This window comes from Ensifer sp. ENS02, assembly GCF_014851885.1.
Lineage (GTDB): Bacteria > Pseudomonadota > Alphaproteobacteria > Rhizobiales > Rhizobiaceae > Ensifer > Ensifer adhaerens.
Genome location: NZ_JACVAO010000004.1, coordinates 56326 through 82035, shown reverse-complemented (window position 1 = coordinate 82035; position 25710 = coordinate 56326). Strand labels below are relative to the sequence as shown.

The window sequence follows — 25710 nt, the reverse complement described above, 5'->3', positions numbered from 1 at the left end:
AAGTGTTATTGAAATAGCTGAAACAGACGGTCGGCTTCCGGTCGAGATAATCATAAAGGGTTATCGTTTGAGCCAGAAGCGGCTTACCGTCTTCGTTTTAAACGAGGTGACGCCGGCCGCGGTCAACCGGATCCTGGATCCCGTGGTGCCGACGTTGCCTCTTTTCATTCCTGGCGTGCTTTACGTCAAGATTTCGGATGATGCCCGCGTGCGGGAAGCGGTCGAGACGGCGGATGTCGTCTATGCCGCGACCAGCCTGTTTCGCGATCAGTTGACCGGCTACGGGACTTTGCCCGGGCTGCTTCGACCGATCGAGCTCCTGCGGCCGGATTCCTCCAAGCGCATCCGGCTCGCAGATACTGGCGAACACGCAGGCTCCGACGAACCGAAGCGTCCCTCCGTCGCAAAGACATCGAGGCGCACGACCACCTATCTCGCCAGCCTGGCACGGTCCTATTGGCGCGAGGCCGGAAGCGCCTGAACCGGGCGATGCGGCAATCATCCGAAATGCTTCAACACAGATCGCACAATCAAGGTGTCAGCTGACATGCCCCGAAAAGCCGAACGTCAGGATGCGCTCAACAACAACAATCCGACGGCGACGCCTGCGGATTTCATCGATCAGAACAAGCCTCAATCGAGCGGAATCCTGCAACGCATGCGCCGTTCGCGCAATTTCGGCGGTGTCATGGATGGGCTGATCATTCTCGTTTCGGGACTTGTCGCCATTCTGCTGTGCGAACTGCTGCTGCGTCTGGTGCCGAGCCTGCAGCTTCCGGTCGGCGAGGGCGAATATGTCTATTGCGGCGTGCCGCGGGGGCGGCATCAGTCGCACGCGCTCTACGGCTATACGGAAATACCGGGCAACAGCTACTTCGAGCGTTTCAGCCCGCTCGATCCTTGGAACCGCGTCCAGATCAACCGCGACGGTTTCCGCGACAATGCGACGGGCACGGGTTCGCCGGTGTTCGTCCTCGGCGATTCCATGGTGCGCGGCTCGCTCGTCAAGGAAAGCGAAACCTTCAGCTCGCTCCTGAACGCATGGCACCCGCAACTGCTGCTCAAGAACTACGGCACCGGCGGCTACGGCCAGCCGAACGAGATCCGGGTCTATGAGGACAAGGGCCACAGCATCCCTCATAACCTCGTCGTCGTCGGGCTCTCGCTCAGCACCGACCTTGAGGACAATGCCGAGCGTGCGGTTCTGACGCCCTCGTCCATCGATATCACGGTCGAGCCGGCCGGTAGCGGAACCAAGAAGCCCAGCCTCGCTTTGCAGGCACATCTGTACCTGTGGCAGAACAGCAAGCTCTACAACTGGTTCTACTCGACCCTGCTCAGACCCTATGTTGGCGACCGGGCGTCCCGGCGTGACATCGGCCATGCGATCGAGCTGACGCGGCGCCTGTTCGTCCGGCTTGCCGACGATGCCCGCGCCAACGGCGCCGAGCTGCTCGTCGTCATCCTCCCGGGCTGGGCGGAACTGGTTGGTCGCGACGACGGCCTGCAGCCGGAAAAGCAGCGCGAAATGATCAAGGCGCTCGCCGCTGCGACGCCCGGAGTGTACGTGGTCGATCCGACCGAAAAGCTCTCCGCCAACGATCCGATGAAAACCTATGGCATCGGCGACAAGCACCTTTCTCCGCTCGGACATTTTCTTGTGGCCGAGGCGATCGACCAGTGGCTGGTCAATGATTGGAGCGGCGGCAAGGGCCTGACGGTCGGCGAGCACCAGTTCGTAAAAACCGCTCCGGTGGAGCCAGATTGCCTGAAGTTTTCTCAGGTCGGACAGTAATCGGCGGACCTGAAAGGAAGATCCGATGAATTCCAATGTAACACGCGTCGTTCAAATGGAACAAAACAGCGTCCGGAAATCCTCCATTCTCAAGCGAGCCCTGCTTGCGGTTCTCGCGACGGCTTTCAGCCTCGCCCTTTGCGGCCTCATGATCGAAGGCATGGCGCGCACCGTCTTCGACAACGGCATGGATTTCGACCTCGAGATGTGGAAATACGCCCGCGACCTGAAACGGGTCAGCGCCGAGCCGGCGATCGGCCACGAGCATATTCCCAATTCGAGCGGCGTCTTCATGGGTGTGCCGGTCAGCATCAACTCGATCGGCCTGCGCAACCGCGAAATCGGCCCGGTTGCCGCCGGGACGACGCGGGTGATGATGCTCGGGGATTCGCTGACCTTCGGCTGGGGCGTCAAAGAGGAAGATACGCCCTCCAGGCTGCTGGAAACGGTCCTCAACGGCGGCAGCCAGGGGGCGCCGAAATACGAGGTGATCAACACCGGTGTCGGCAACTACAACACCCAGATGGAAGTCGCCTATTTCATGACCAAGGGCGTCGAGCTCAAGCCGGACGTGGTCGTCCTCAACTATTTCATCAACGATGCCGAGCCGACGCCGCGCCGTCACGAGGTCGGCTGGGGCGAGTATTCGCAGGCCTATGTCGTACTCGCCTCGGCGGTCGACAAAATCTCGCGCATCTTCCTCGGTCGGGCGGACTGGAAGGCCTATTACCGGGGCCTCTATGAAGACGACCAGCCCGGCTGGACGGAAGGGCAGGATGCCATGCGGCGGCTGATCAGCTTCTGCCGCGAACGTGGCATCAAGCTCGTGCTCGTCAACTATCCCGAACTGCATGAAGTCAAGCAGTATCCGTTCCCGGAAGTCACCGGCGCGGTCGAGAAGATCGCCGAAAGCGAGGGGGTTCCCTTCCTCGATCTTCGCCCCTCGGTCGAGGATCTCGTTCCCGAAACGCTGTGGGTATCGCCATCGGATGCGCACCCGAACCGGATCGCCAACGAGCGCTTCGCCGCCGCGATCGCCGGAACGCTGGAACGCTCCTATCCGGACCTCTTCGCCGGAGCCGGATCGGTCGCCAAGGTCCAGCCGTGAGGCTAGCGCGACCGGCTGCTGAACGTCCTGGTCGGAGACATGCGCGTCAAAAATCGACGATCAGGTTTGCGCGGCCGGCACTCGACCGCGCGCCGTCGCCGAATTCGCCGAGATAGGTGATTGCCAGCCGCGCGGATTTGGAGAGCCGGGCGGAAATGCCCGCTTCCACCACCAGCGCATCGCGCGCGATGGGCACGCCTGCGATGGTGAAGGGGCTGGCACCGGCAAAGGCAAGGCGCGCGGACGGCGAAAGGTCGCCTTCCGCATGGCGCCAGCCGAGCATGCCGGAGGCTGAGATCGGCATTTGGTCTATCGGCAGATTCGCCCACCAGCGCACGCCGATGGTCGTAAGCATGGCGTCGTCAGTGGCACCTTCTGCCGAGAGCGCCGCCGAACCACCGTTTTCCTTGAACGCATCGGTATCGAGATAGACATAGGCCAGGTTTGCGAACGGCTGAAGCCTGATGTCGTCTGCGCTGAGCGTGAAGGAAAGGTCGGCGAACACCTGGGCAACAGTGCTGTCGTAGTCGGCGGTCAGGCGGTCTGTGAACGAGTCGAAGGCGAGGTCACGCTCCGACGAAACCTCGTTGTGGCTATAGATCGCGCCGCCTGCAAGGTTCAGCGCCCCGATGTTCCCATATCCGTAGAGGCCCGCATGGTAAGCATCGACACGCGCCTGCGGCTGAGCGGTGAGATGGCTGTAGCCGAGGATCCCACCGAGGCGCCAATCGTCGGAAACCGCCGTATCAGCGCCGACGAGGGCACCCGCCGTGCGGTTACCGATAGCGGCTGCGTTGCCGTCACCGGACAAATGGCCCGCGCCTGCAAAACCCGACGTCCAGAAGACGGCGTCCTCGGTTTCCTGAAGGGTCGAGACGGCCGAGCCCGCGCGCTCCAGAATGGCGTCCCGCGGAAAACGGCTGTCCCACATCAGCGCGCTCTTGACTGAGGCGTGTACCTCGCCGCTCAGCTGGGAAAAGGCGCTTGCGGCCGTTGCATCATCCAGCGAGAGCACGGCCAGCGTGAGCGGGCTCGTGACGCCCAGCGCTTCGACAGCGCTTGCTGCTGCGCGCCCATTGGCGGTTTCTGCGAGGTCCGCGAACGCAACGTCGTTCCGGTCGAGCCTCAGATCGATGCCGGTGGCGCCATAGGTCAGCGTCGGCGACAGGAACGCAAGATTGCTTGTCACCGCATCGAACCGGCCGCTGACAGTGCCGGCGGAAGCGATCGTGTAGCTCGTCGACGGGTCATAGACGCCGCTGCCGGCGAGGACCGCTAGCCTGCCGCCCTCAAGCGAAAGCGCGCCCGAAACGGCCAGGCGGTCGGATTGCCCCGCCGCATCCACATCCACCTGATAGATCGAGCCCGAACGGAACGTCAGGTCGCCGTTGACGGTGGCAACCGCGATGCCCGGGCCGGGAGAGACCACGCCGCCGGCATTGACCGTCAGGCTGCCGACGATGCCGCTGCCGGACAAGAGACCGCCGTCGAAGATTTCGACCGTCCCGGCGACCGTACCCTGGTTGACGAGAGCGCCGCCCGTGATGTTCGCCGCGCCGCTGATCGTGCCGGTGTTTTGGAAGAGGCCGCCGCTGTTTGCGAGCGAAGCGATGGTTCCGTCGTTCGACCCGGTGCCGGCGTTGGAAACTGCCCCGGCAGTCGCGCCGCTGTTATTGGTGAAAGTGCCGTTGGCACCGATCTCGACGTCGGCGAGCGCCGCATTGTTGACGACGCTGCCGCCGGCGACGGTTGTCTTTCCGGTCACCGTGCCGTTGCCGTTGTTGGTGAAGGATCCGCCATCGTTGCGCACGGAAGCGATGGTTCCGGCATTGGACAGGGTGCCGGCGTTGGTGACGTTGGCGGCCACGGCGCCGCTGTTGTTGACGAAGGCTGCCGCGGCCGCGACGTCGGCGTCGCTAACGACGAAATTGTTCGTCACGGTGCCGCCTGTAACCGTCGTCTTGCCGGTGACTGTGCCACCGGCATTGTTGGCGAAGTTTCCGGCTGTGTTGGTAAGTCCGGCGATCGTGCCGGCATTCGACGCGGCGCCGCTGTTGGTGACCGCGCCGGCGCTTGCCCCCGACGTGTTCGTGAAGGTGCCGCCCGCGCCGACGGTGACCGTACCGAGGGTCGCGTTGTTGTTGACGGCGCCGCCAGAGACCGTGGTTTCGCCGGTCACTTCGCCGCCGAAATTGTTCGTGAAGCTTCCGGCGTCGTTGCGCACCGATGCGATGGTGCCAGCGTTCGAGACCGTGCCGGCGTTGGTAATCGCGCCCGCAGTTGCGCCATTGTTGTTGACGAAGGCGGCCGCTGCCGCGACATCCGCGTCGGTGACGACGAAGTTGTTGGTGACGGTTCCGCCCGCCACCGTCGTTTTCCCGGTGATCGTGCCGCCGGTATTGTTGGTGAAGTTCCCCTGGGTGTTCGTCAGCGAGCCCATGGTTCCGGCGTTGGAGGCGGTGCCGGCATTCACCGTCGCGCCGGCGACGGCGCCGGTGTTGTTCACGAAAGTGCCCCCAGCCGAGACTTTGACGTCACCAACCTCGCCGTTGTTGGAAAGCGACGTGGCGCTGCCGACGCTGGCGCTGTCCAGCGTTCCGTTCACCGACACGTTGCCGTTGTTCAGCGTCAGCCTTCCGTTGAGGTCCCCATCGATCGACAGGCTGCCGCCGTTCAGCTCGACATTGGAGGTGAGTGCGCCGCCCGCGTTGATGCTGACGCTCCCGGAATTGATCGTGCTACCGTTGGTGACGGTCAGCGCGCCGGTGTTGGAGATGGTGACATTGCCGCCGTCGACGCCAAGCTGGCGGATCGTACGGCCGTCGTTGACCTGCGGAGAGCCGGTGTTGACCTCCGCTGCGTCGCTCGCGCCGGGCAGGGCGGGCGCCCAGTTCGCGCCGTTGCCGAATTCGTTGTCGGCTCCCCCGGTCCAAACGGACTGGGCAAGCGCCGGTGTCGAGACGGCAAGAGAGGCTAGTGCCGTGAAAAGGCCGAGGCGTTTGGAAAGGACCGCGAGCGGTGTTTGTCGCATGGGTGCCGCCGGTGCTACGAACGCTCGCGAATCAGCCAGCGGAATGGGTAGCTTTGGCTATCTAATCATGGTTAACGATTTACTACCACCGTTGCTCCCGGGCCGGATGGGCCACCGCCATCGCCCGGTGGCAGAGCCGAAAGTCTCGGCTCCGCTTGCCCTTTGAAGCCGCCGGGAAACGCATGATCAACTGAGCGGGAAGCCCATGGCCGAGACCATCTTGAGCCACGGCCTGCGCCAGCCACCGGACTTGTCGGCGGTGTCGAGCGCATACATGGTGATCTGGGCGCCGAGCCAGCGGAACGGCTCGGGTGGGATCGTATTCGGAAGGCTGGTGGCGAAATCCAGCCGGCTCTCCGGGGTCTTCGAGCCGTCGAGGATATCGAGCGCTATGCGCGCGCCGAAACGTGAGGCCGAGACGCCGAAGCCAGAATAGCCGCCGGCATAAACGACCTTTTCGTCATGGTAACGCTGGAAGTGTACGGCCATGCGGGTGCTGAGGTCGATCGGCCCGCTCCAGGCATGGCTGAAGCGCAGGCCTTCGAGCTGTGGAAAGGTGTCGAAGAAAGCGGCGGCAAGGGGCTCATAGGTATCGAGTTCCCGGTCGATCGACGGAAACGGATCGCCGGCGAAGGCATAGGCGAGGCGGCCGCCGAAGATGATCCGGTTGTCCTTGGTGAGCCGCATGTAGTTCATCTGGGTGCGAGTGTCGTAAACGCCCTGACGATGGCTCCAGCCGATCGCTGCCATCTGCTCCGCTGACAGGGGCTCTGTCGCCAGCACCCGATCGCGCACGGCGACGACCCTGTTTTTGATCTTCCTGTGGCCGGCGGCAAAGGCGTTGGTGGCGAGCAGCACCTTCGGCGCGGTCACGCTGCCGGAAGCCGCGTGTGCCTTCATCCGGTCGCCGAGGTCTTCAAGGCCTGTCAGTTCGGTGTTTTCGAAGATCCGTACGCCGAGCGTGAGCGCGACCCGTTTCAGTCCGAACGCCAGCAGCGCCGGATGCACCGTGCCGCAGATATGCTTCGACCAGACGCCGGCCTTGTAGCGCGGCGAATTGATTTCGGCGCGGACGGCGCTCTGATCGAGGAAGACCGCCTGGTGGCCGTACTTCAGGTGAAGCTCGTGCTCCTCGTGCAGCGCTTCGATATGGGCGTCGTCGACCGCGACCGTTAGCTCCCCGCCCCACTCGGCATGACAGTCGATCGCATGCTCCTCAAGCGTCTTGAGAAAGCCGTGCATGTTCTCCTGGCCGAGCTTCTCGAGCGCTGCGATGTCTTTCGGGAAAATGCGCACGGCGTTCGACAGCCCGTGCATGACCGAGGTTGAGACGACACCGCCCGGCCGACCCGAGGCGCCGTTGGCGACCGAGCCTTTCTCGATCAGAATGACGTCGATCTCGGGCTGGCGCTGCTTTGCCTGGATGGCGCCCCACAACCCGGTAAAGCCGCCACCCACAACGAGAAGGTCGGCCTTCAGATGACGCGTCAGTCGCTCTCGCGGCTCGGGCGCATCCGGCCGGTCGAGCCAGAAGGGCGTCATCGTCACGTCTGCAAGGGCTTTGTTTCTTACCTGGGTCATGAGGACGGCTCACATCACTTCGCGGCAGGGGCGGTGTAGAGGACGTAGACCTTGCGCATCGTCTCCAGCACTTCGAAACGCACTTCGACGCCGGCTGGAAGCACGTAGCTTTCGCCCGCCGAAAAGGTCTCGACCGAGCCATCCGGGTTGGTGATCGCGACCTTGCCAGAGAGGATGACGCTGTATTCATTGCCATCGGGATAGGAGAGCATTTCCGCATAGGGCGTCGACTGCCACGTGCCGATGACGACGGCCTTATCGGGGCTTTCGAAATGAACGTCGCCGAGCTCGTCCGCAAAGCCCGAAAGGATCGCCTCCGGCGGCACGACGCTGCATTTTTCAAGCGCGTTGAGGCCGACACCATCGCGCCCGAGTTTGATGACCTTCGACATGTTCACTCCAGTTCAGAAAGACGAGCGCCAAGTCGATCGGCCGCGCGCCAGGGTTTCGTTGTTTCATTCTTCTACGGAACGATAGGATGTCCGAGATCAATATGCCGTCTCGACAGTCACGTGCCGCCTTGCCTGCCGCGGATCTACTGTGCGGCTTGCATCATTTTTCTAGGCGTCGATATCGCTGCTCGGAATACGCCAAAGGGCTAGGTTCGCTCCGAGGCGGGCGATCCGTGCCGCGCCGTAAGGCCTTGCCCCGCCGGATGTCGGCCCCCTATGCCGTTGTTTTGGTTCGCCAAAAGATAGTTTTGGAAATCCCGTAGTGAAATTCCGTTACTTGCGACCAACCCAACCTTCGCCTAGTCTGCGCTTGGAGGAGAACAATATGAACGACGATACGATCATCAAAGTCTGCGCGCCGGCGCAGCAGGTGTCCGGTGTAGGCGATCTGGCGCTGTCGCTGATGGAGGGGGTGGGCCGTTCGGATTTCCAGGACCGGCTGACACATTCGCTCAAGCGGCACATTGCGATCGATGCCGGGCTGATGCTCCTCTATCGACGCGACGCCGCGCCGAAGATCCTGTTTAACGACTGGCGCACGGACAGGGGGCTGTCGGATATTCGCGCCTATCTGCAGGGGCCGTACCGGATGGATCCGTTCTACCGGCTGGCGCTCGACAATGGCGACGACGGGCTTTATCGCCTTCGGCAAATCGATCCGTCCTTCGACCGGTCGCAGTACTACCGCGACTACTACCGGCATTCGGGCCTGCACGACGAATTCAACGTCTTCATCGGCATCGATGCCGACACGAAGATCGCAATCTCTCTGGCGCGGCGCCATGCGCACGCGGCCTTCAGCGGCGAAGATCAGGATTTCCTGCAGAATGCGGCGCCGCTCATCAGCATGGCCGTGCTTCGGCATTATCGCGACCTCAGACCCGAAGGCCTGGGCGACGACGGCTCGCCGCTTCAAAGCGCCCTGGCGCAGGCGGTGCGCAATTTTGGCCGCAGCCTGCTGACCGATCGCGAATGCCAGGTGGCGCAGATGATCCTGCGCGGTTACTCGGTCAAGGGTGCTGCCGAAAAGCTCGGCATCTCGCCGGCGACCGTCAAGCTGCATCGCCGCAACCTCTACGCCAAGCTCGACATCACTTCGCAGACGGCACTGTTCTCGCTGTTTATCGATGCCGTATCTTCGGCAAGCAATGCCTTCGAGGATCCGCTGGCCACGTATCTTTCGCCGGCTGGCGCGCTGAGGCCGCACTGACCCGGCGCATTTGGCGGGAATTCCGGGGAAGTCTATCTTCCCCAGAGTTACCTCACGCCGCAGCGCTCACCCGTTGTTCGGAGCGCCGCGAGACCAGTTGAGCGGCCACCAATCCAAACACGACGATGCCGAGGATAATCGTCGAGATCGCGTTGATCTCCGGCGTCACGCCGAACTTGATCTGTGAATAGATCTTCATCGGCAGGGTCGATGCACCCGGCCCGGTCGTGAAGCTCGAGATGACCAGGTCGTCCAGCGACAGGGTGAAGGACAGCAGCCAGGCGGAGACCAGCGCCGGGATCATGTTCGGTAAGGCGACGCTGACGAACGCCTTTGCCGGAGGGCAGCCGAGATCGCGCGCCGCCTCCTCCAATGAGGGGTCGAGTTCGACCAGCCGCGATTGCAGGACGACAGTCGCAAAACAGAGCGTGAAGGTGGTGTGCGCCAGCGTGATGGTGAGCGGCCCGCGGTCGATCCCGAGCGTCACGAACATCAGAAGCATCGACACGGCCATCACCACCTCGGGCATCACCATCGGGGCGAGCAGCATGCCATTCAGCAGTGCCCGGCCACGGAAGCGACGCAGCCGCACCATGACGACGGCGGCAAGCGTGCCGAGAAGGGTGGCGGCGGTGGCCGAGACCGCCGCGACCAGGAAGCTGACTTTAGCGCCCTCGATGATCGAGGGATTGTTGAGAACAGTCGCATACCATTGGGTGGAGAAGCCGCCCCAGACCGTCACGAGCTTCGAGCCGTTGAAGCTGTAGACGACGAGCACGACGATCGGCAGATAGAGGAAGGCAAGACCGAACAGGATCGACAGCCGATTGAACCAGCTTGGTTTTGTCATGGCTTGCTCCTCAGCCTTGTTCACGCGATTGGCGCGACTGGAAATAGACGATCGGTACGACCAGCAGAGCGAGCAAGACGATGGTCACGGCAGCGGCCATCGGCCAGTCGCGGTTGTTGAAGAATTCGAGCCAGATGGCGCGGCCGATCATCTGCGTGTCGGCGCCACCCAAGAGATCCGGGATCACGAATTCACCGACGACCGGGATGAAGACCAGCGCGCAGCCCGCGAGCACGCCGGGCAGGCTCAACGGGAAGGTGACCCGCCAGAAGGCGGAGATGCGCGAGCAGCCGAGATCGCGCGCCGCCTCGATCAAAGTCCGATCGGCGCTGCTCAAGGTCGAATAGATCGGCAGCACCATGAAGGGCAGGTAGGTGTAGACGATGCCGATATAGATCGCCGTCTCGGTGTTGAGGATTCGCAGCGGCTCGCTGATCAGCCCGATCTTTAAAAGCAGCGCGTTCAAAAGACCGTCGTTCCTGAGAATGCTCATCCAGGAATAGACGCGGATCAGCATCGAGCTCCAGAACGGCACGATCACCAGAAAGACCAGCAGGGACCTGGAGGAGGGCGAGCAGGACGCGATGCCATAGGCGAGGGGATAGGCGATGAAGAGCATGGCAGCCGTGGAGATCGCCGCGATCTTGAGGCTCGTCAGATACGCCAGAAGATAGGTGTCGTCGGTCAGCACATAGAGGAAATTCTCGAAATTCAGCCTGAGGTTCAGGATCGAGCCGTCCCAGGCGGTCAGCGGCTCGAATGGCGGCATGCCGAGGCGGACGGTCGAAAGGCTGATACCGGCAACCAGCGCGAAGGGCGCGAGGAACAACACCAGCAGCCAGGCATAGGGGATGGCGATCAGCAGGCGCTTGCCCCAGTTCGCCTTTGCGGAGGGGGCGGCTGCGGAAGAATGGGCGATGGAAGACAAGGGTCGACCTCCTATTCGGCCAGCAGCCGGCTTGCCTGCGGCGGCCAGTTTGCGTACACGCGGTCGCCGACGCGAAGATCGCTCTCGGCGCCGAGATTGACCCGGCGCGCGTCGAGCGTCGCGCCCGACTTCAGCCGCACGCGGTAGTGTCTCTCGACACCGGTATAGGTGAGCTGTTCCACGGTGCCTTCGAGGCCGCTGCCCGAAGTTGCAAGCTCTACCCGTTCAGGGCGGACCGAAACCCAGAACGGCCGGTCGAGCGCCACCCGGTCGGTGAAGGCGGCGCGGACACCGCCGCCGGCCTCATCGCTTTCGATCCGCAGTTCTTCGCCATCGCGTTCCGATCGTCCGCCGGCAAAGACATTGGTTTCGCCAAGGAACTTCGCGACGTAGCGCGACCGCGGCGCCTCGTAGACATCTGACGGCGAGCCGACCTGCAGCACCTGTCCCTGTTTCATGATGGCGATGCGGGTGGAAACGGTCATCGCCTCGTGCTGGTCGTGGGTGACGATGATGAAGGTGAGACCGAGTTCGCGTTGCAGGCGGACGAGTTCGAGTTGGGTTTCGGTGCGCAGGTTCTTGTCGAGCGCGCCCAAGGGCTCGTCAAGCAGCAACACCTTCGGCCGCTTGACCAGCGCGCGGGCGAGCGCCACGCGCTGGCGCTGGCCGCCGGAAAGCTGCGCCGGCTTGCGATCGAGCAGTGCGGTCAGTTGCAGCTTTTCCGAGACCTCGTCGATCCGCTTCCTGATCTCGCTCTTGTCGAGACCGTCCTGGTGCAATCCGAAGGCGATGTTCTTGCCGACCGTCAGATGCGGAAAGAGCGCGTAGGACTGGAACATCATGTTGGTCGGACGCCGATGCGCCGGAACGTCGGTGACGTCGGCGCCTTCCAGCCTGATCGCGCCCGAGGTCGGCGTCTCGAAGCCGGCGATCATCCGCAGCAGCGTCGACTTTCCGCAGCCGGAGGGCCCAAGGAGCGAGAAGAATTCGCCCCTCTCGATGCCGAGGTTGATGTTGTTGACGGCCGTGACGACGCCATAGGACTTCGCCAGGTTTTCGATCGAAATATAGGATGGCACGGGATCTGGTCCTGCTGTTGACGGTTGGCCTATTGGCCGGCCCGGAATGCTGACCAGACGCGGGTGCGCTCGCGCGTCTGGCGCGGTGGCAGCGACTTGTCGACGAAGAGCTTGGAACGGACCTCGGCAGGCGGATAGATGTTCGGGTTGTCTCGGATGCCGGCGTCGACCTCTGCCGTCGCCGCGGCATTGGCGTTGGCGTAAAAGACGTGATTGCTGATCGCGGCGACCGTCTTCGGCTCGAGGATATAGTCGATGAAAGCCAGCGCCTGTTCCGGATCCGGTGCGTCGGCCGGGATCGCCATCGTGTCGAAGGAAATGATCGTGCCTTCCTTCGGGATCGAGTAGGCGACCGCAACACCGGTCTCCGCCTCTTCGGCGCGGGCCGCTGCAATGCCGGCGTCGCCGCTCCACATCAGCGCCAGGCAGAGCTGGCCGGAGGCCATGTCGGCCACGAGCTGGCCGCTTTGCATGTGCCGGATAAAAGGGCGCAGCTTCAGCAGCAGTTCCTTGGCTTTGTCGAGATCCTCCGCCTGTGTGGAATAGGGATCGAGGCCGAGATAGTTGAGCGCGATCGGGATCACCTCGTTCGGCGCATCGACGATGCCGATGCCGCAGTCCTGGAATTTCTGGGCGATCTCGGGCTTGAAGAACATGTCGAGGCTATTGACCGGTGCCTCGGGCAGGCGCTCGTTGACCAGCTTGGCGTTGTAGGCAACGCCCGTCGTCAGCCACATGTAGGGAACGAGATACTTGTTCTCCGGGTCGTGCTCGGCGACAAGCTTCAACAGGTCCTTGTCGAGATTGCCGTAGTTCTTGAGCGCTGTGACATCGATCGGCTTCAGTGCGCCGGACTGGATCAGGCGCTCGCCGACCGTGGCGCTCGGGAAGGCGACGTCGAAACCGCTGCCGCCGGCAAGCAGCCGGGTTTCGAGCACTTCAAGGGAATCGTAGAAGTCCACCCGAGTTTCAACGCCGGTCTTCGCCTGGAAGTTCGAAACGGTGTCTTCGGCGAAGTAGTCGGAGAAATTGTAGATGAACAGCTTGTCCTGCGCCTGGGCGGTCGTTGAGGCCGCGATGGCGGCGAGCGACGCGGCGAACATGGAGCGCAGGGCGGTGCGGGTTAACTTTTGCATGGTTCCTCCCAAGAACAGCGTATTTTTGTTTTCGCCAAAGTGATTGGCGGGTCCTTTGAGGGCAACACTCCCTTTGGCTAGGTGTGGGAGACGCGGCGGCATCGTAAACGGCAATCGACGCTGGCCTTTGCCGCATCGGGCATGTTTGTTTGACCGCGATCGAAGTAACGTTCGATCGAAGGGCATTTTTCGGATGGCAATGGCTGCTAGGGTTCCGGCGACAGAAAGGGAGAACTTCCATGGACGAAAAATTCAACCAGCCGCTCGGCGGCAACGATATGCCCCGCTTCGGCGGCCCCGGCACGATGATGCGTCTTCCCACCGCGACGTCGGCTGAAGGCCTCGACGCGTGCTTCGTTGGCATCCCCATGGATATCGGCGCGTCCAACCGGTCTGGTACGCGCTACGGACCGCGCCAGATCCGCGCGGAATCCGTGATGATCCGTCCCTACAACATGGCGACCGGCGCCGCCCCGTTCGAAAGCCTGCAGGTGGCCGATATCGGCGACATCGCCATCAACACCTTCAACCTGCCGGCCAATATGGAGATCATCACCCGCGGCATCCGCGAGATCCTTAAGCATGACTGTATCCCGCTGACCCTCGGCGGCGATCACACGATCAGCTACCCGATCCTGAAGGCGATTGCCGAAAAACACGGGCCGGTGGCCCTCATCCATGTCGATGCGCATGCGGATATCAACGACACGATGTTCGGCGAGAAGATCGCGCACGGAACGCCGTTCCGTCGCGCCTATGAGGACGGCTGCCTCAATCCCAATCTCGTCTTCCAGATCGGCCTGCGCGGCACCGGCTATGCGTCCGACGACTTCGACTGGTCGCGCGACAGGGGCTTCACCGTCGTCCCGGCCGAGGAATGCTGGCACAAGTCGCTGGTGCCACTGATCGAAGGCATCCGCGCGAAGATCGGCAACCACAAGGCCTACCTGACCTTCGACATCGACAGCCTCGATCCCGCCTATGCGCCAGGCACCGGTACGCCCGAGATCGGGGGCCTTACCGTCATCCAGGCACTCGAGATTATCCGCGGCTGCCGCGGTCTCAACCTGGTCGGCGCCGATCTCGTCGAGGTGAGCCCGCCCTTCGACACGACTGGAACGACCGCGATCACCGCGGCGAACCTGCTTTATGAAATGCTCTGCGTGCTGCCGGGGGTGAAGTACAAGCGGTAACGGCTCCGGCAAGCTTGATTGCGGATTGGCAGGAGGCCGGAGGCGGCCTCCTTTCCGAAAACCTTTCGAACGCCTTTAGCGCTTTGCCGGGCGCAGACGCCCCCAGATCGGCGCGACGACATTACCCAAGACGACGATCGTGATGGCGCCGACGACGAGGGCGAGCAGTGCCTGCTGTGCCGAGGTCGCAAACCAGCCGACGAGCCCGGGCGCGAACTGAAGCGCCTGCGCGACATGCTCGGAGATGTCGTGGATGAAATGTTCAGGCCCGGCCTCGCCAAGTTGCGCCATGCCGTGCACGAGAATGCTGCCCCCGACCCACAGCATGGCGGCGGTGCCGATGGCGGCGAGAGCCTTGAGGAACACGGGCATGCCGAGCACCAGTCCGCGGCCGAGCGGCCGCAGGAGCGCGACGGGGTTTTTGGCAAGCGCGACGCCGGCGTCGTCGGCCTTCACGATCAAGCCGACCGCTCCGTAGACGGCAAGCGTGATGAGGATGCCGACCCCGGCCAGAACTGCTGCCTGTGTGTAGATGCTGGCGTCGGCAACGGTCGAGAGCGTCAGTGCCATGATCTCGGCGGAAAGAATGAAGTCGGTTCGGATGGCGCCCGCAACCTTCTCGTTTTCGAGCGCTACCGGATCGCTCGTCGCGCCGAGCACGGCTTCCTCATGTGCGTGGGCGGCATGGGGGAAGAGGGCACCATAGAGCTTCTCGGCGCCCTCGTAGCAGAGATAGATGCCGCCGAGCATGAGCAGCGGCGTGATCGCCCAGGGTGCGAAGTAGCCGAGCAGAAGGGCTCCCGGCAGAAGGAAGAGCAGCTTGTTCTTGAGCGAGCCGAAGGCGATCCGCGCGATGATCGGCAGTTCCCGTTCCGGCGTCAGGCCAACGACATAGCGTGGCGTCACGGCCGCATCGTCGATCACGACGCCAGCGGCCTTGGTGCTGGCCTTCACCGTCTGGGCGGCAACGTCGTCAAGCGAGGCCGCAGCCATCTTGGCGATCGCAGTGATGTCGTCGAGGAGGGCGATGAGACCTGTGGCCATCGATGGCTGAACCCTTTGAGAGAAATCCGAAAAACACGGCAGTTAAGTCGCCAGTAACCACCATAGCGTGTCGAGTCAACGGCGCCGCGGTTGCACCCCGTCACCCAGTCTGCGTCGCGGAGGCCCTCGTGTGCCAGAGGAGGGCGTCTCGCTCGTTCTTCAAAACGTGATCAACCACGCCCGACTGTGCCATTGACGCACACCTCGTTTCGATTTACGACTGACGAAATACGAAATTCGTCAGTCGTAAATCGAAAGGCCAGCGATGCCGGTGAGCAACGATATCGTCGTCGACCAGACACGGCAGGACAACATCACGCGCATCCTCGATGCAGCGGAGGGGCTGTTCCGGCACTTCGGCTACAGCAAGACCAATGTTGCCGACATCGCCCGCGAGCTCGGCATGTCGCCGGCAAACATCTACCGTTTCTTTGCCTCGAAGACCGAGATCCACCAGGCGCTTTGCGCGCGCATGCTCGCGGCCAGCTACCAGATGGCGCAGGAGATCTGCCAGTTGCCGCTGAGCGCGAGCGAGCGCCTGCACCGCTACGTCCACGCACAGCACAAAATGACGGTCGAACTGATGCTCGACGACACGAAGGTGCACGAGATGGTGATCGTTGCCATCGAACGCGAGTGGCACGTCATCGACAAGCACATCGACAGGATCGACGCGCTCCTCGCCGACGTCATCCGCGAGGGGATTGCCGCGGGCGAGTTTCGCGACCAGGACGCCGATGCCGCGTCCCGTTGCTTTGGGGCGGCGACCGTCACGCTTTGCCACCCGCAAATGGTCGCCCAGTGTCTGAGCAAGACGAACCGCGCAAGCCCGGAAGAGCTGGTCGAGTTCGCGATCAACGCATTGAAAATTTAGCAGAAATATTTCCGGCGCGGCTTCGGCCTGCGCCAGCCTGTTTTGGGAGTGCGAACATGTTTAAGCTCATAGAATTTCGCCGCCGTACTTCATTTTTTGCCACTGCTGCACTCCTCTCGATGCTCGCGGCGACACTGGCCGGCTGCTCGCAGGAAAAGACCGAAGCCACTGCGGTGGTGCGCCCGGTCAAGGTCGTCGAGATTGCTGAGGCCGACACGGCCCGCCAGCTCAGCTATTCCGGCTCCGTGCGGGCACGGACCGAAATGAACCTCGGCTTCCGCGTCAGCGGCAAGATCGTCGAGCGGGTCGTCAATGTCGGCGACCGCGTAAAGGTCGGCGATCTGCTCGCCCGCGTCGACGCCACCGATTATGAGCTCGCCGTGCGCAGCGCTTCGGCCAATCTGGAAGCGGCCGAGCGTCAGGTCGAGACAGTCAAGCTGGTGCGCGATCGCGCCGAACAACTGCTCGCCCGAAAATTTGCCTCGCAGGCCCAATTCGATCAGTCGGTGCTGAGCTACAATCAGGCCGTGGCGACCCGCGACGCTGCGAAGTCGGCGCTGTCGCAGGTGGAGAACCAGGTGACCTATACGAACCTCGTCTCCGACCGGCCGGGCATCGTCACCACGATCAATGCCGATGTCGGCCAGGTCGTCGGTTCGGGCACGCCTGTCGCGACTGTCGCCGTCGAAGGCGAAAAGGAAGTGCAGGTCGCCGTGCCCGAGACGGAGATCGCCAATTTCAAGACCGGCCTGCCGGTCAAGGTCGGGCTCTGGTCCGACACCGGGTTGTCGCTTGACGGCACGGTACGCGAGGTGGCGGGCAGCGCCGACCCGCAGTCGCGGACCTTTTCCGTGCGGGTAAGCCTGCCGAACGATCCGCGGGTTCTGCTCGGCATGACCGCGACCGTCGAGGCGTCGGCCGGCAACGGCAAGCCTTACGTCTCGGTCCCTTTGAGCGCGCTTGCACAGAAGGACGGCTACACCATCGTCTGGGTTGTCGATCGCGGCACCGAAACCGTCAGCAGCCGTCCCGTCACGCTTTCCGACTTCACCGCTGACGGCGTGCGCGTCACCGATGGGCTTGAGGTCGGCGACCTTGTCGTTGCTGCCGGGACGCAGTTCATGGCCGACGATCTCAAGGTGACGATCTCGAACGCGACGACGCAGCACTCCGCTTCGGCCCAGGCCGAAGTCCCGCTCCTGCGCTGACACTCGAAAACCGCGGAACCGAGCCGATGACCACCTCCTCTTCCGACGAAAACCGGCCCTTCAACCTTTCGCGCTGGGCGATCGCGCACCCGAGCATGGCGCGCTTCCTGTTCGGCCTCATCATCCTTGCCGGCGTCTTCGGCCTGATGCGCATGGGGCAGAAGGAAGACCCGGACTTCACCTTCCGCGTGATGGTCGTGCAGGCCTTCTGGCCGGGGGCCTCGATCGAGGAGATGCAGGACCAGGTCGTCAACAAGATCGAGCGCAAGCTGCAGGAAACGCCGCATCTCGATTTCGTGCGCTCCTATACGCGTGCCGGCAGCGCGATCATCACGTTGCAGGTCGAAGGCGACACCAATGCCGAACAGGTGGCGGATGCCTTCTACCAGGTCCGCAAGAAGGTCGGTGACATCTCCAACGAACTGCCCGAAGGTTTGCTCGGTCCCTATTTCAACGACGAGTTCGGCGACACCTTCATCACACTGCATTCGCTGAGCGGCGAAGGCTACAGCTATCCGGAGCTGAAGAAGTTCGCGATCCAGGCGCGTGACATGCTTTTGACGACGCCCGGCGTCGAGAAGGCCGTCATCATCGGCGACCAGCCGGAGAAGATCTATATCGACGTCTCATCCAATGCGCTGGCCGAGCGCGGGCTGACGCTCAACGACCTGCGCAGCACGATTGCCGGCCAGAACAACATCGACCCGGCCGGCGCGGTCGATACCGGCACGCGCTCGGTGCGCATCTCGGTCGAAGGCAGTCTTGACAAGGTGGAGGACCTGAAGAACCTGAGGCTTCGCGCCGGCGGCCAGATCACCCGACTTGGCGATATCGCCACGGTCAGCTCCGGTCTCGAAGATCCCTATTCGCGCAAATTCCGTTTCAACGGTGAAGACAGCGTCCAGATCGGCGTCGTCATGGCCAAGGGCTTCAAGGTGACCGATGTCGGCAACGCGGTGGAGGCGACCTATCAGCACTTCGAAGCGTCGCTGCCCTATGGCGTCAAGGTCGACCAGGTCTCCAACCAGCCTGAAGTGGTCAAGGAAGCCGTCGGCGAATTCATGAAGGCGCTCGGCGAGGCGCTGGCGATCGTGCTCGTCGTGTCGTTCCTGTCGATCGGCTGGCGCTCGGGCCTGGTGATCGCGATCACCATTCCGCTGGTGCTGGCTGCAACCTTCGCCATCATGTACGAGCTCGGCATCGACCTGCAGCGCATCTCGCTCGGCGCACTGATCATTGCGCTCGGCCTTCTGGTCGACGACGCCATGATCGTGGTCGAGATGATGGAACGAAAGCTGGAAGAGGGCTTGGTGAAGGTCGAGGCTGCGAGCTTCGCCTATACCTCCACTGCCTTCCCGATGCTGACCGGAACGCTGATCACCACGGCCGGCTTCATTCCCGTCGGTTTTGCCGCTTCGACCGCCGGGGAGTATGTGCGCTCGCTGTTCTACGTGGTCGGCATCGCGCTCGTCGTCTCGTGGTTCGTTGCCGTCTATTTCACCCCCTGGCTCGGCAATATGCTCCTGAAGCAGCGCAGCCACGCCGGCAATCATCACGACGTCTTCGACACGCGCTTCTACCGTCGCCTGCGCACGACGGTCACCTGGGCCGTGCGCCATCGCATCATCGTGCTGTCGACGACGCTCGCCCTCTTCTTCGTCAGCCTCTGGGCCTTCCAGTTCATTCCGAAGAACTTCTTCCCGCAGTCGTCGCGGCCGGAGATCCTCGTCGATCTCTGGCTGCCCGAGGGCACCAGCATCAAGGAAGTCGAGAAGCAGGCCAAGGCACTCGAAGCCCGCATGATGGACGACGAGGACAAGCGCTTCATCGCCACCTATATTGGCGAGGGCGCGCCGCGCTTCTTCCTGCCGCTCGACCAGCAGCTTCGCAATCCGAACTTTGCCCAGCTTCTCGTGATGGCCAAGGACGAGCCGGCGCGCGAACGGTTGATCGCCAAGATGCGCGGAATTCTAGCTGCCGACTTCCCCTCGATCCGCGCCAAGGTCGATCGCCTGTTCCTGGGCCCGCCAACCGGCTGGCCGGTGCAGATGCGCATCATGGGGCCGGATCGCGACGAAGTCAGGCGTATTGCCGATCGCGTCAAGGCGAAGTTCCACGAGAACCCGCTGCTCGGCGCCGTGCACGACGACTGGCTGGAGCCGGTGCCGGGCATGAAGCTGGTGATCGACCAGGACCGCGCCCGCGCGCTCGGGGTCACCTCGCAGCGCATTCGCCAGATACTGCAGGCAAGCGTCACGGGTGCGCCGCTCGACAATTTCCGCGATGGCGAGGAGACGGTGGCGATCGTTGCCCGCGAGCCCGCTGAAAGCCGCAAGCTGCTGAGTTCGGTCGACTCCATATACATCCCGACCGACTTCGGTGGCTTCGTACCGCTTTCGCAGGTTGCCAAGGTCGTGCCGGTGCTCGAGCAGGGCATCGAATGGCGCCGCGACCGCCTGCCGACGATCACCGTGCGCGGCACCCTGCCGGATGGTGTGCAGCCGAACGACGTGGCGATGAAGATGTTTGGCGAAATGCAGCCGCTGCGCGACAGCCTGCCCGCCGGCTACTCGATCGCCATCCAAGGGGGCGCGGAGGACTCTGCCGAAAGCCAGGCCTCGATCGCCGCCAAGGCGCCGATCATGCTCGGCGTCATCGTCATCCTGCTGATGATCCAGCTGCAGCATTTCGGCAAGGCGATGCTGGTTCTCGCGACCGGTCCGCTCGGCATCATCGGTGCGGCTGCTGCCCTTTTGATCAGCGGTGCGCCTTTCGGCTTCGTTGCGATCCTGGGCGTCATTGCGCTGCTCGGCATCATCATGCGCAACTCGATCATCCTCGTCGACCAGATCGACCAGGATATCGCCGCGGGCATGGACCGCGCCGAGGCGATCATCGGCTCCGCCGTCAGGCGTTTCCGGCCGATCACGCTTACCGCCTTGACGGCCGTGCTGGCGCTGATCCCGATCTCGCGCGGTGTCTTCTGGGGGCCGCTCGCCTACGCCATGATGGGTGGCATCCTGGTCGCGACCGTGCTGACCATCCTGGTTCTGCCGGCGGGCTATGCGCTCTTCTTCGGTCGCGAACCGAAGAAGAGCTCCGTCGAGCCTGAGACGCCGGCAAGCCTTGAGGCCGAGGACACGAAGACCGTAGCCTATCCCGCAGCCGTGGCGGCGGAGTAGGGCCACGGCTCCGTTCAGGGATGGTAGATCGGGCGGCGGGCAAGCCGCCCGACGTCAGCCGGTGATGTACATCGCCTGGCCCTGGGCGAGGCATTGGAACAACTCGTAACCCATCCAGATGTAGCCGCGACGCCCGTTCCATTCGCAGCCCCAATTCTCACCGAAGCTGTTCTGGATGAGGACGGCCTGCTGCTCGTCGTCATAGCCGATGACCAACATGCAATGGCCGGTGTTCGGCAACTTTTCCAGAGGCCCTCTCAATGGGCCCGGCCCTTCATATTGCATGAAGCTCTTGTTCAGTGACGTGCCGTAGCAGAGCGCTCCGCCCGCGACGATGACGGCCTTGATCGCGTCGAGATCGCTGGTCTCGACCGTCGCCCAGCCGGGTATCTGGAAGCTGGCGTCGGGAAGGGCGCCGGGATCGTAGCGCGACCACAGCTCGGGACAATTCGGAAAATAGGGAGCCGTCTCCCAGTTTGGGGTGCCGCCCTGCTTGAGCAGATTGAGATAGGAGGCCAGCTGTGATCCCGCGCAACCCGTTTTCCCGTAGCTCTTCATCACTTCGATGTAGATATGGGCCGGACTTGCCTGCCGCACGGGTTGCAACGGCGCTTCGCCGGTCGAAACGGCCGCCCAATAGGTGGCAAGCCCGTAGGTCGTGGCCCAGGCGGCGCAACTGCCGGGGCTGCCGACATGGCTCGGTGTGCCCTGCGCCTTGGGCGGCGGCAGGTAGAGCGCGTTGACGGTTGCCGCGCTCGGCAGTGATGCGGGTATCGGCGGCCGGAGCGTCGGGCCATCTTCCTTGATCGTGGGATCATAGCCGAAGTTGAGGATTGCTTCCTGTACGGTCATCGGGATCTCCTGCCGACAGCGAGGGTTGCGTGGGTTAAAGGCGTGATGTCACAGGCGTCGCGCGCCGCCGGCATTTCCGGTGAGACACAGCCGAAAGCGGCTCCCTCGTTTCCCGAAGGCGCAGTCGAAATCTCCCCGGATACGCGGTGCTCGTATCAAGATGATGCACTCATAGGTAGCTCTTATCAGGATTTTGCATGCCGAAAATCCCGAGTTTCGCGGGGTTTCGATCATTCCATTGCTGCACAATAATGAAATGCATGTTTCATTATTGACTTTCAATGGACCATGTATTCCGTTTATGACTCACAGGTCATCTGTTCCTTTGGGAGGTTTCGAATGAGGAAGTTGCTGTTTGCCGCCATGTCGGTTCTGCTGGCTGGTACCGCTCACGCCGAAAACATCGGCATCACCATTGCCCGTTCCGATAGCGCGTTCCTGACGATCCTGCGTCAGGGCATGGAAGACCGCGCCGCCAAGCTCGATGGCGTTTCGGTTCAGGTCGAGGACGCCCAGAACGATCCGAGCAAGCAGCTGGACCAGGTACAGAACTTCATATCCTCCGGCGTCGACGCGATCGTCGTGGTTGCCGTCGATGGCGACGGCACGCCGGCGCTGACGAAAATGGCGAGTGCCGCCGGTATTCCGATCGTCTACGCCAACCACCCGCCGGCCGATGCCGATGGGCTCCCGGCGACTGCCGCCTTCGTCGGTTCGAACGAGATCGATTCCGGCACGCTGGAAACGAAGGAAGTGTGCCGGCTGCTTGGCGGCAAGGGTTCCGTTTATGTGCTGATGGGACCGCTCAACAATCATTCGTCGCTGACCCGGACGAAGGATATTCACGACGTCATCGCCACCGATGACTGCAAGGGCATGAGCGTGATCGAGGAACAGAGCGCCAACTGGGATCGCCTCGAGGCGAGCAACATCATGACCAACTGGCTCTCGACAGGACGGGAATTCGATGCCGTCATCGCCAACAACGACGAGATGGCGATCGGCGCGATCCAGGCGATGAAAGCGGCGGGCACCGACATGTCGAAGGTGGTGGTCGGTGGCATCGATGCGACGCCGGACGGGCTTGCCGCCATGGCCGCAGGCGATCTCGACGTCACCGTCTTCCAGAACGCAATCGCGCAGGGCGCGACCGCGATGGATGCCGCCGTCGCCCTGGCGCGGGAGGAAAAGACCGAACGGCATATCTGGGTTCCGTTCGAACTGGTGACACCTGAGAACATGAAGGACTACGCCAAGGCGAACCAGTAGACGGCCGTTCTTGTCACAATCCGAACAATCACTGGTAGATCTCGGTTGTAACCGACAGAGAAGCCGGCAGGCCGCTCGCTACGGCCTTTCGGCTTCTCTGGTGTCCAACAGATGACCCCTGATCGTTCCGCCCAGCCCCCTTCCCAGCCGATTGCCGATCTGCAGATCGCGATCGCGGCCTTTGTGGCGGGCGCCGGATGGCTGTTTTCGATCCACGCTCTTGCCGAGTTTCCGCCACTGCTCTTCCTCAGCAGCCGTTTTGTCATCGCCGGTCTGCTGATCGGTCTCTTGGCGAGGTTCGCATCCTTTGCCGAACTCGGCAGGGCGGTGCGCCTGCTGCTTCCCGCCGCGCTCGCCCTTGCGGTCGCCATGATGGCCTGGATTTTCGGCCTGAAACAGACGACGAACCCGGGCGTTGCGGCCTTCATCACCTCGACCGGCAACCTGCTGGTGCCGGTTTTCGGTCTGCTGTTCTTCGGCTGGCCGGTCGGGCGAGCGCTCGGGATCTCGATCGCCGTCGCGCTTGCCGGGATGGGCTTGCTGTTTCTTGGCCCCGGCGCTCGGGTGGAGGTGGCTCACCTCTATTTTGTGGTCTCGGCCCTGCTTTGGGCGGCGAGCATTGCGTTGGTCAAACGCAATTCCACCGAAGTAGGCGCGGTGGCCACAGCCGCGATCCAGCTGGTGGCCGCAGGGGTGGTCATCCTCGCGGTCTCGCTGCCTGTCGAACAGATGCCCGCGGCAGTCCCTTCGATCGCGATCTGGGGCTGGTTTCTGGCAAGCATCCTGATCTCGACCTGCCTGCGCTTCGTCCTGCAGTTTCGCGGCCAGCAGATGATCTCTGCGGCGCGGGCATCGGTGATCATGTGCTGCGAACCGGTATGGGTTCTCGTCTTCGCGCTGGCGTTTCTGGGGTCACCCTTGAGCCTTTCCCAGATCCTGGGCTGCGCGGTGATTCTGCTCGCGATGCTTGGCCAAGTCGTTTTCCGACCAAATTCCGCCGCCTGAAAGAGCCGCCAAATCGCAAGATTTCGGAAGTGGTATTCTCGTTCGAAATACCACTTGGCGGTTCGGACCATAACTTTAGTCTCGGCGAAAATACCCCGATTGACAGCGCGACTTTGACGGACTTATCGTTAAGTCAAATTACTTGACTTAATAGTTCGATCAACGAAACCTGAGGGGGAATTCGTCATGACGGCAGTCGAGGAAATGCGGCCTTTGCGCAACGCGCCGGGGGGCGGAAGGAGCGGAACGACACGGCGTTTTGTTGGCGTCGCGTCCGTGCTGATGATGATCGGCGCCGCTGAGGCCCGCGCTGAATCCGTGCTCACCATGCACATCGAGGAGCAGACGAGCTGGGTGCAGAATTTCAACCCGTTCGACCTCGGCGGTCGGCGGCAGAGCACCATGGATTTCGTCTACGAGCCGCTGGTGATCTTCAATGATTACGACGGCGGCAAGCCGGTCTTTCGGCTTGCGACCGCCTACAAATTTGCCGACGATCTGAAGTCGATCACATATACATTGCGCGACGGCGTGAAATGGTCGGACGGCAAGCCGCTCACCTCGGCAGATATGAAATTCACGCTCGAGCTGATGCTGAAGAACCCGGCGGTCGATACCGTCGGCGTTGGCGAAACCGTCGCTTCGGTGGAGGCGCCGTCGACGACCGAGGTGAAGATCAACCTCAAGGATGTCGACACGCATTTTCCGGAGTCGCTTGCCGATTTCCCGGTGGTGCCCGAGCACATCTGGAAGGACGTGAAGGATCCGCTGGCCTTCAAGAACGAGACGCCCGTCGGCTCCGGCCCGATGACCGAGATCCGCCGCTTCACGCCCCAGGTCTACGAGCAGTGCCGCAACCCCAACTATTGGGACGCGGCGACGCTGAAGGTCGATTGCCTGAAGCTGCCGCAGATTTCCGGCAACGACCAGATGCTGGCGCTCCTGCCGGAGGGCTCGATCGACTGGTTCGGCTCGTTCCTGCCGCAGATCGACAAGACCTATGTCGGCCTCGACCCTGACCATAATGGCTACTGGCAGCCTCCAGCCGAAACCGTTTCGTTCCAGATGAACTTCAAGTCGTCGAATCCGGGCAACGCCGAGGCCTTCAACGATATGACGTTCCGGCGCGCCTTCAGCCTTTCCATGGATCGCACCGCGATGGTCGATATCGCCGGTTTCGGCTATCCCGTCGTCAACACCCATGCGAGCGGTCTGCCGCCGCGCTTCGACAGCTGGCGCAACAAGGCCGCCGAGGGTGCTCAGGACGAGTGGCTCGCCTATGACATCGACAAGGCCAACAAGCTGCTTGACGATGCCGGCTACAAGAAGGACGGCGAGGGCTTCCGCACCACGCCGAGCGGCAAACCGATCGCCTTTCCGATCATCGTGCCGAACGGCTGGACCGACTGGATCGACGCGGTGCAGATCGCGGCCGAAGGCTTGCGCAAGATTGGCATCAACGCCTCTGTCGCAACGCCCGAATACGAGCAGTGGCAGAAACAGATCCTCGACGGCAGCTTCGAGGCGGTGATGAATTCGCGTGCCGACGGCCCGACGCCTTTCCGCGGCTACTTCCAGTCGCTGTCGACCGGCTTCGGTGGGCGTATCACCAGCGCGCCGTCACGCTATTCCAACCCCGAACTCGACAAGGTCTTCGATGATTACCGCCGGGCGGCGACGGACGACGACCGCAAGAAGCTGTTCGATCAGGTGCAAGTGATCGTCGCCGACAACCTGCCCGTCGTTCCCGTCTTCAACGGTCCGACCTGGTATCAGTTCTCGACCAAGCGCTTTACCGGCTGGGTGACGAAGGACGAGCCTGTCATGAACCCCGAGGATCACGACAACAACCGGATGCGGCTGGTGCATCTGCTCCGCCTGAAGCCCGTACAATAAACGGCAGCGGGTTCCAG

20 protein-coding genes are annotated in these 25710 nt (G+C 62.7%); 11 read left to right on the top strand and 9 right to left on the bottom strand.

Features of this window, described 5'->3' with window-relative positions:
- Positions 1 to 67 precede the first annotated feature (67 nt).
- The 3 genes from IB262_RS10005 to IB262_RS09995 all read left to right on the top strand — a co-directional run bounded on the left by IB262_RS10005 (position 68) and on the right by IB262_RS09995 (position 2903).
- On the top strand, positions 68 to 481 hold the full coding sequence (locus IB262_RS10005) for a hypothetical protein (RefSeq protein WP_060519282.1): 414 nt from the start codon (positions 68 to 70) through the stop codon (positions 479 to 481).
- Between the two features lie 66 nt (positions 482 to 547).
- Positions 548 to 1795 carry an SGNH/GDSL hydrolase family protein gene (locus IB262_RS10000; protein ID WP_034789684.1) on the top strand — a complete coding sequence of 416 codons (1248 nt, stop codon included), beginning with the start codon at positions 548 to 550 and terminating at the stop codon, positions 1793 to 1795.
- Positions 1796 to 1820: 25 nt separating this feature from the next.
- Positions 1821 to 2903, top strand: coding sequence for an SGNH/GDSL hydrolase family protein (locus tag IB262_RS09995; RefSeq protein WP_060519284.1), 1083 nt, complete (start codon positions 1821 to 1823; stop codon positions 2901 to 2903).
- Positions 2904 to 2949: 46 nt separating this feature from the next.
- Here the strand turns inward: IB262_RS09995 and IB262_RS09990 are convergent, their stop codons facing one another.
- The 3 genes from IB262_RS09990 to IB262_RS09980 form a co-directional block, all read right to left on the bottom strand.
- Entirely contained in the window at positions 2950 to 5934 is a 2985-nt protein-coding gene (locus IB262_RS09990) for an autotransporter domain-containing protein (protein WP_192493535.1), read from the bottom strand.
- Between the two features lie 186 nt (positions 5935 to 6120).
- On the bottom strand, positions 6121 to 7515 hold the full coding sequence (locus tag IB262_RS09985; protein WP_034789670.1) for an FAD-dependent oxidoreductase: 1395 nt from the start codon (positions 7513 to 7515) through the stop codon (positions 6121 to 6123).
- 14 nt (positions 7516 to 7529) lie between these two features.
- The gene (locus tag IB262_RS09980) at positions 7530 to 7907 is read right to left on the bottom strand and encodes a cupin domain-containing protein (protein ID WP_051659170.1); all 378 of its coding nucleotides are present in this window, start codon (positions 7905 to 7907) and stop codon (positions 7530 to 7532) included.
- 385 nt (positions 7908 to 8292) lie between these two features.
- Here IB262_RS09980 and IB262_RS09975 point away from each other — a divergent pair, with 385 nt between their 5' ends.
- Entirely contained in the window at positions 8293 to 9177 is an 885-nt protein-coding gene (locus IB262_RS09975) for a LuxR C-terminal-related transcriptional regulator (RefSeq protein WP_051659169.1), read from the top strand.
- A gap of 52 nt (positions 9178 to 9229) precedes the next feature.
- Here IB262_RS09975 and IB262_RS09970 read toward each other — a convergent pair whose 3' ends face one another.
- Genes IB262_RS09970 through IB262_RS09955 form a run of 4 tightly spaced genes read right to left on the bottom strand, consistent with a single transcriptional unit; the run spans position 9230 to position 13170 of the window.
- On the bottom strand, positions 9230 to 10027 hold the full coding sequence (locus IB262_RS09970; RefSeq protein ID WP_060519288.1) for an ABC transporter permease: 798 nt from the start codon (positions 10025 to 10027) through the stop codon (positions 9230 to 9232).
- A 10-nt stretch (positions 10028 to 10037) separates the two neighbouring features.
- Positions 10038 to 10955, bottom strand: a complete 918-nt coding sequence (locus tag IB262_RS09965) for an ABC transporter permease subunit (protein ID WP_082566251.1) — start codon at positions 10953 to 10955, stop codon at positions 10038 to 10040.
- 11 nt (positions 10956 to 10966) lie between these two features.
- Complete coding sequence (locus IB262_RS09960) at positions 10967 to 12034, bottom strand: ABC transporter ATP-binding protein (protein ID WP_348646895.1); 1068 nt, start codon at positions 12032 to 12034, stop codon at positions 10967 to 10969.
- A 29-nt stretch (positions 12035 to 12063) separates the two neighbouring features.
- On the bottom strand, positions 12064 to 13170 hold the full coding sequence (locus IB262_RS09955; protein ID WP_089042993.1) for an extracellular solute-binding protein: 1107 nt from the start codon (positions 13168 to 13170) through the stop codon (positions 12064 to 12066).
- Between the two features lie 239 nt (positions 13171 to 13409).
- Here IB262_RS09955 and speB point away from each other — a divergent pair, with 239 nt between their 5' ends.
- Positions 13410 to 14363, top strand: coding sequence for an agmatinase (gene speB / locus IB262_RS09950; RefSeq protein WP_089042994.1), 954 nt, complete (start codon positions 13410 to 13412; stop codon positions 14361 to 14363).
- A 75-nt stretch (positions 14364 to 14438) separates the two neighbouring features.
- On the opposite strand, the gene IB262_RS09945 is transcribed toward speB, so the two are convergent.
- Entirely contained in the window at positions 14439 to 15407 is a 969-nt protein-coding gene (locus tag IB262_RS09945; RefSeq protein ID WP_034789661.1) for a DUF808 domain-containing protein, read from the bottom strand.
- A gap of 265 nt (positions 15408 to 15672) precedes the next feature.
- Between IB262_RS09945 and IB262_RS09940 the strand changes: the two genes are divergently transcribed.
- From IB262_RS09940 to IB262_RS09930, 3 genes are all read left to right on the top strand, one after another.
- Positions 15673 to 16281, top strand: coding sequence for a TetR family transcriptional regulator (locus IB262_RS09940; RefSeq protein ID WP_034789660.1), 609 nt, complete (start codon positions 15673 to 15675; stop codon positions 16279 to 16281).
- 119 nt (positions 16282 to 16400) lie between these two features.
- Positions 16401 to 17489 (top strand): efflux RND transporter periplasmic adaptor subunit, encoded by a 1089-nt coding sequence (locus IB262_RS09935; protein WP_051659168.1) that lies wholly within the window; start codon positions 16401 to 16403, stop codon positions 17487 to 17489.
- A 26-nt stretch (positions 17490 to 17515) separates the two neighbouring features.
- On the top strand, positions 17516 to 20671 hold the full coding sequence (locus IB262_RS09930; RefSeq protein WP_034789658.1) for an efflux RND transporter permease subunit: 3156 nt from the start codon (positions 17516 to 17518) through the stop codon (positions 20669 to 20671).
- Positions 20672 to 20725: 54 nt separating this feature from the next.
- Here IB262_RS09930 and IB262_RS09925 read toward each other — a convergent pair whose 3' ends face one another.
- A complete protein-coding gene (locus tag IB262_RS09925) occupies positions 20726 to 21523 on the bottom strand; it encodes a C1 family peptidase (protein WP_034789655.1) in 798 nt (265 codons plus the stop codon).
- Between the two features lie 339 nt (positions 21524 to 21862).
- On the opposite strand from IB262_RS09925, the gene IB262_RS09920 reads away from it, so the two are divergent.
- The 3 genes from IB262_RS09920 to IB262_RS09910 all read left to right on the top strand — a co-directional run bounded on the left by IB262_RS09920 (position 21863) and on the right by IB262_RS09910 (position 25693).
- Positions 21863 to 22792 carry a sugar ABC transporter substrate-binding protein gene (locus IB262_RS09920; RefSeq protein WP_034789652.1) on the top strand — a complete coding sequence of 310 codons (930 nt, stop codon included), beginning with the start codon at positions 21863 to 21865 and terminating at the stop codon, positions 22790 to 22792.
- A 111-nt stretch (positions 22793 to 22903) separates the two neighbouring features.
- Positions 22904 to 23797 (top strand): DMT family transporter, encoded by an 894-nt coding sequence (locus tag IB262_RS09915; protein WP_034789649.1) that lies wholly within the window; start codon positions 22904 to 22906, stop codon positions 23795 to 23797.
- Positions 23798 to 24079: 282 nt separating this feature from the next.
- Entirely contained in the window at positions 24080 to 25693 is a 1614-nt protein-coding gene (locus IB262_RS09910) for an ABC transporter substrate-binding protein (protein WP_234798813.1), read from the top strand.
- The last annotated feature ends 17 nt before the right edge of the window (positions 25694 to 25710 follow it).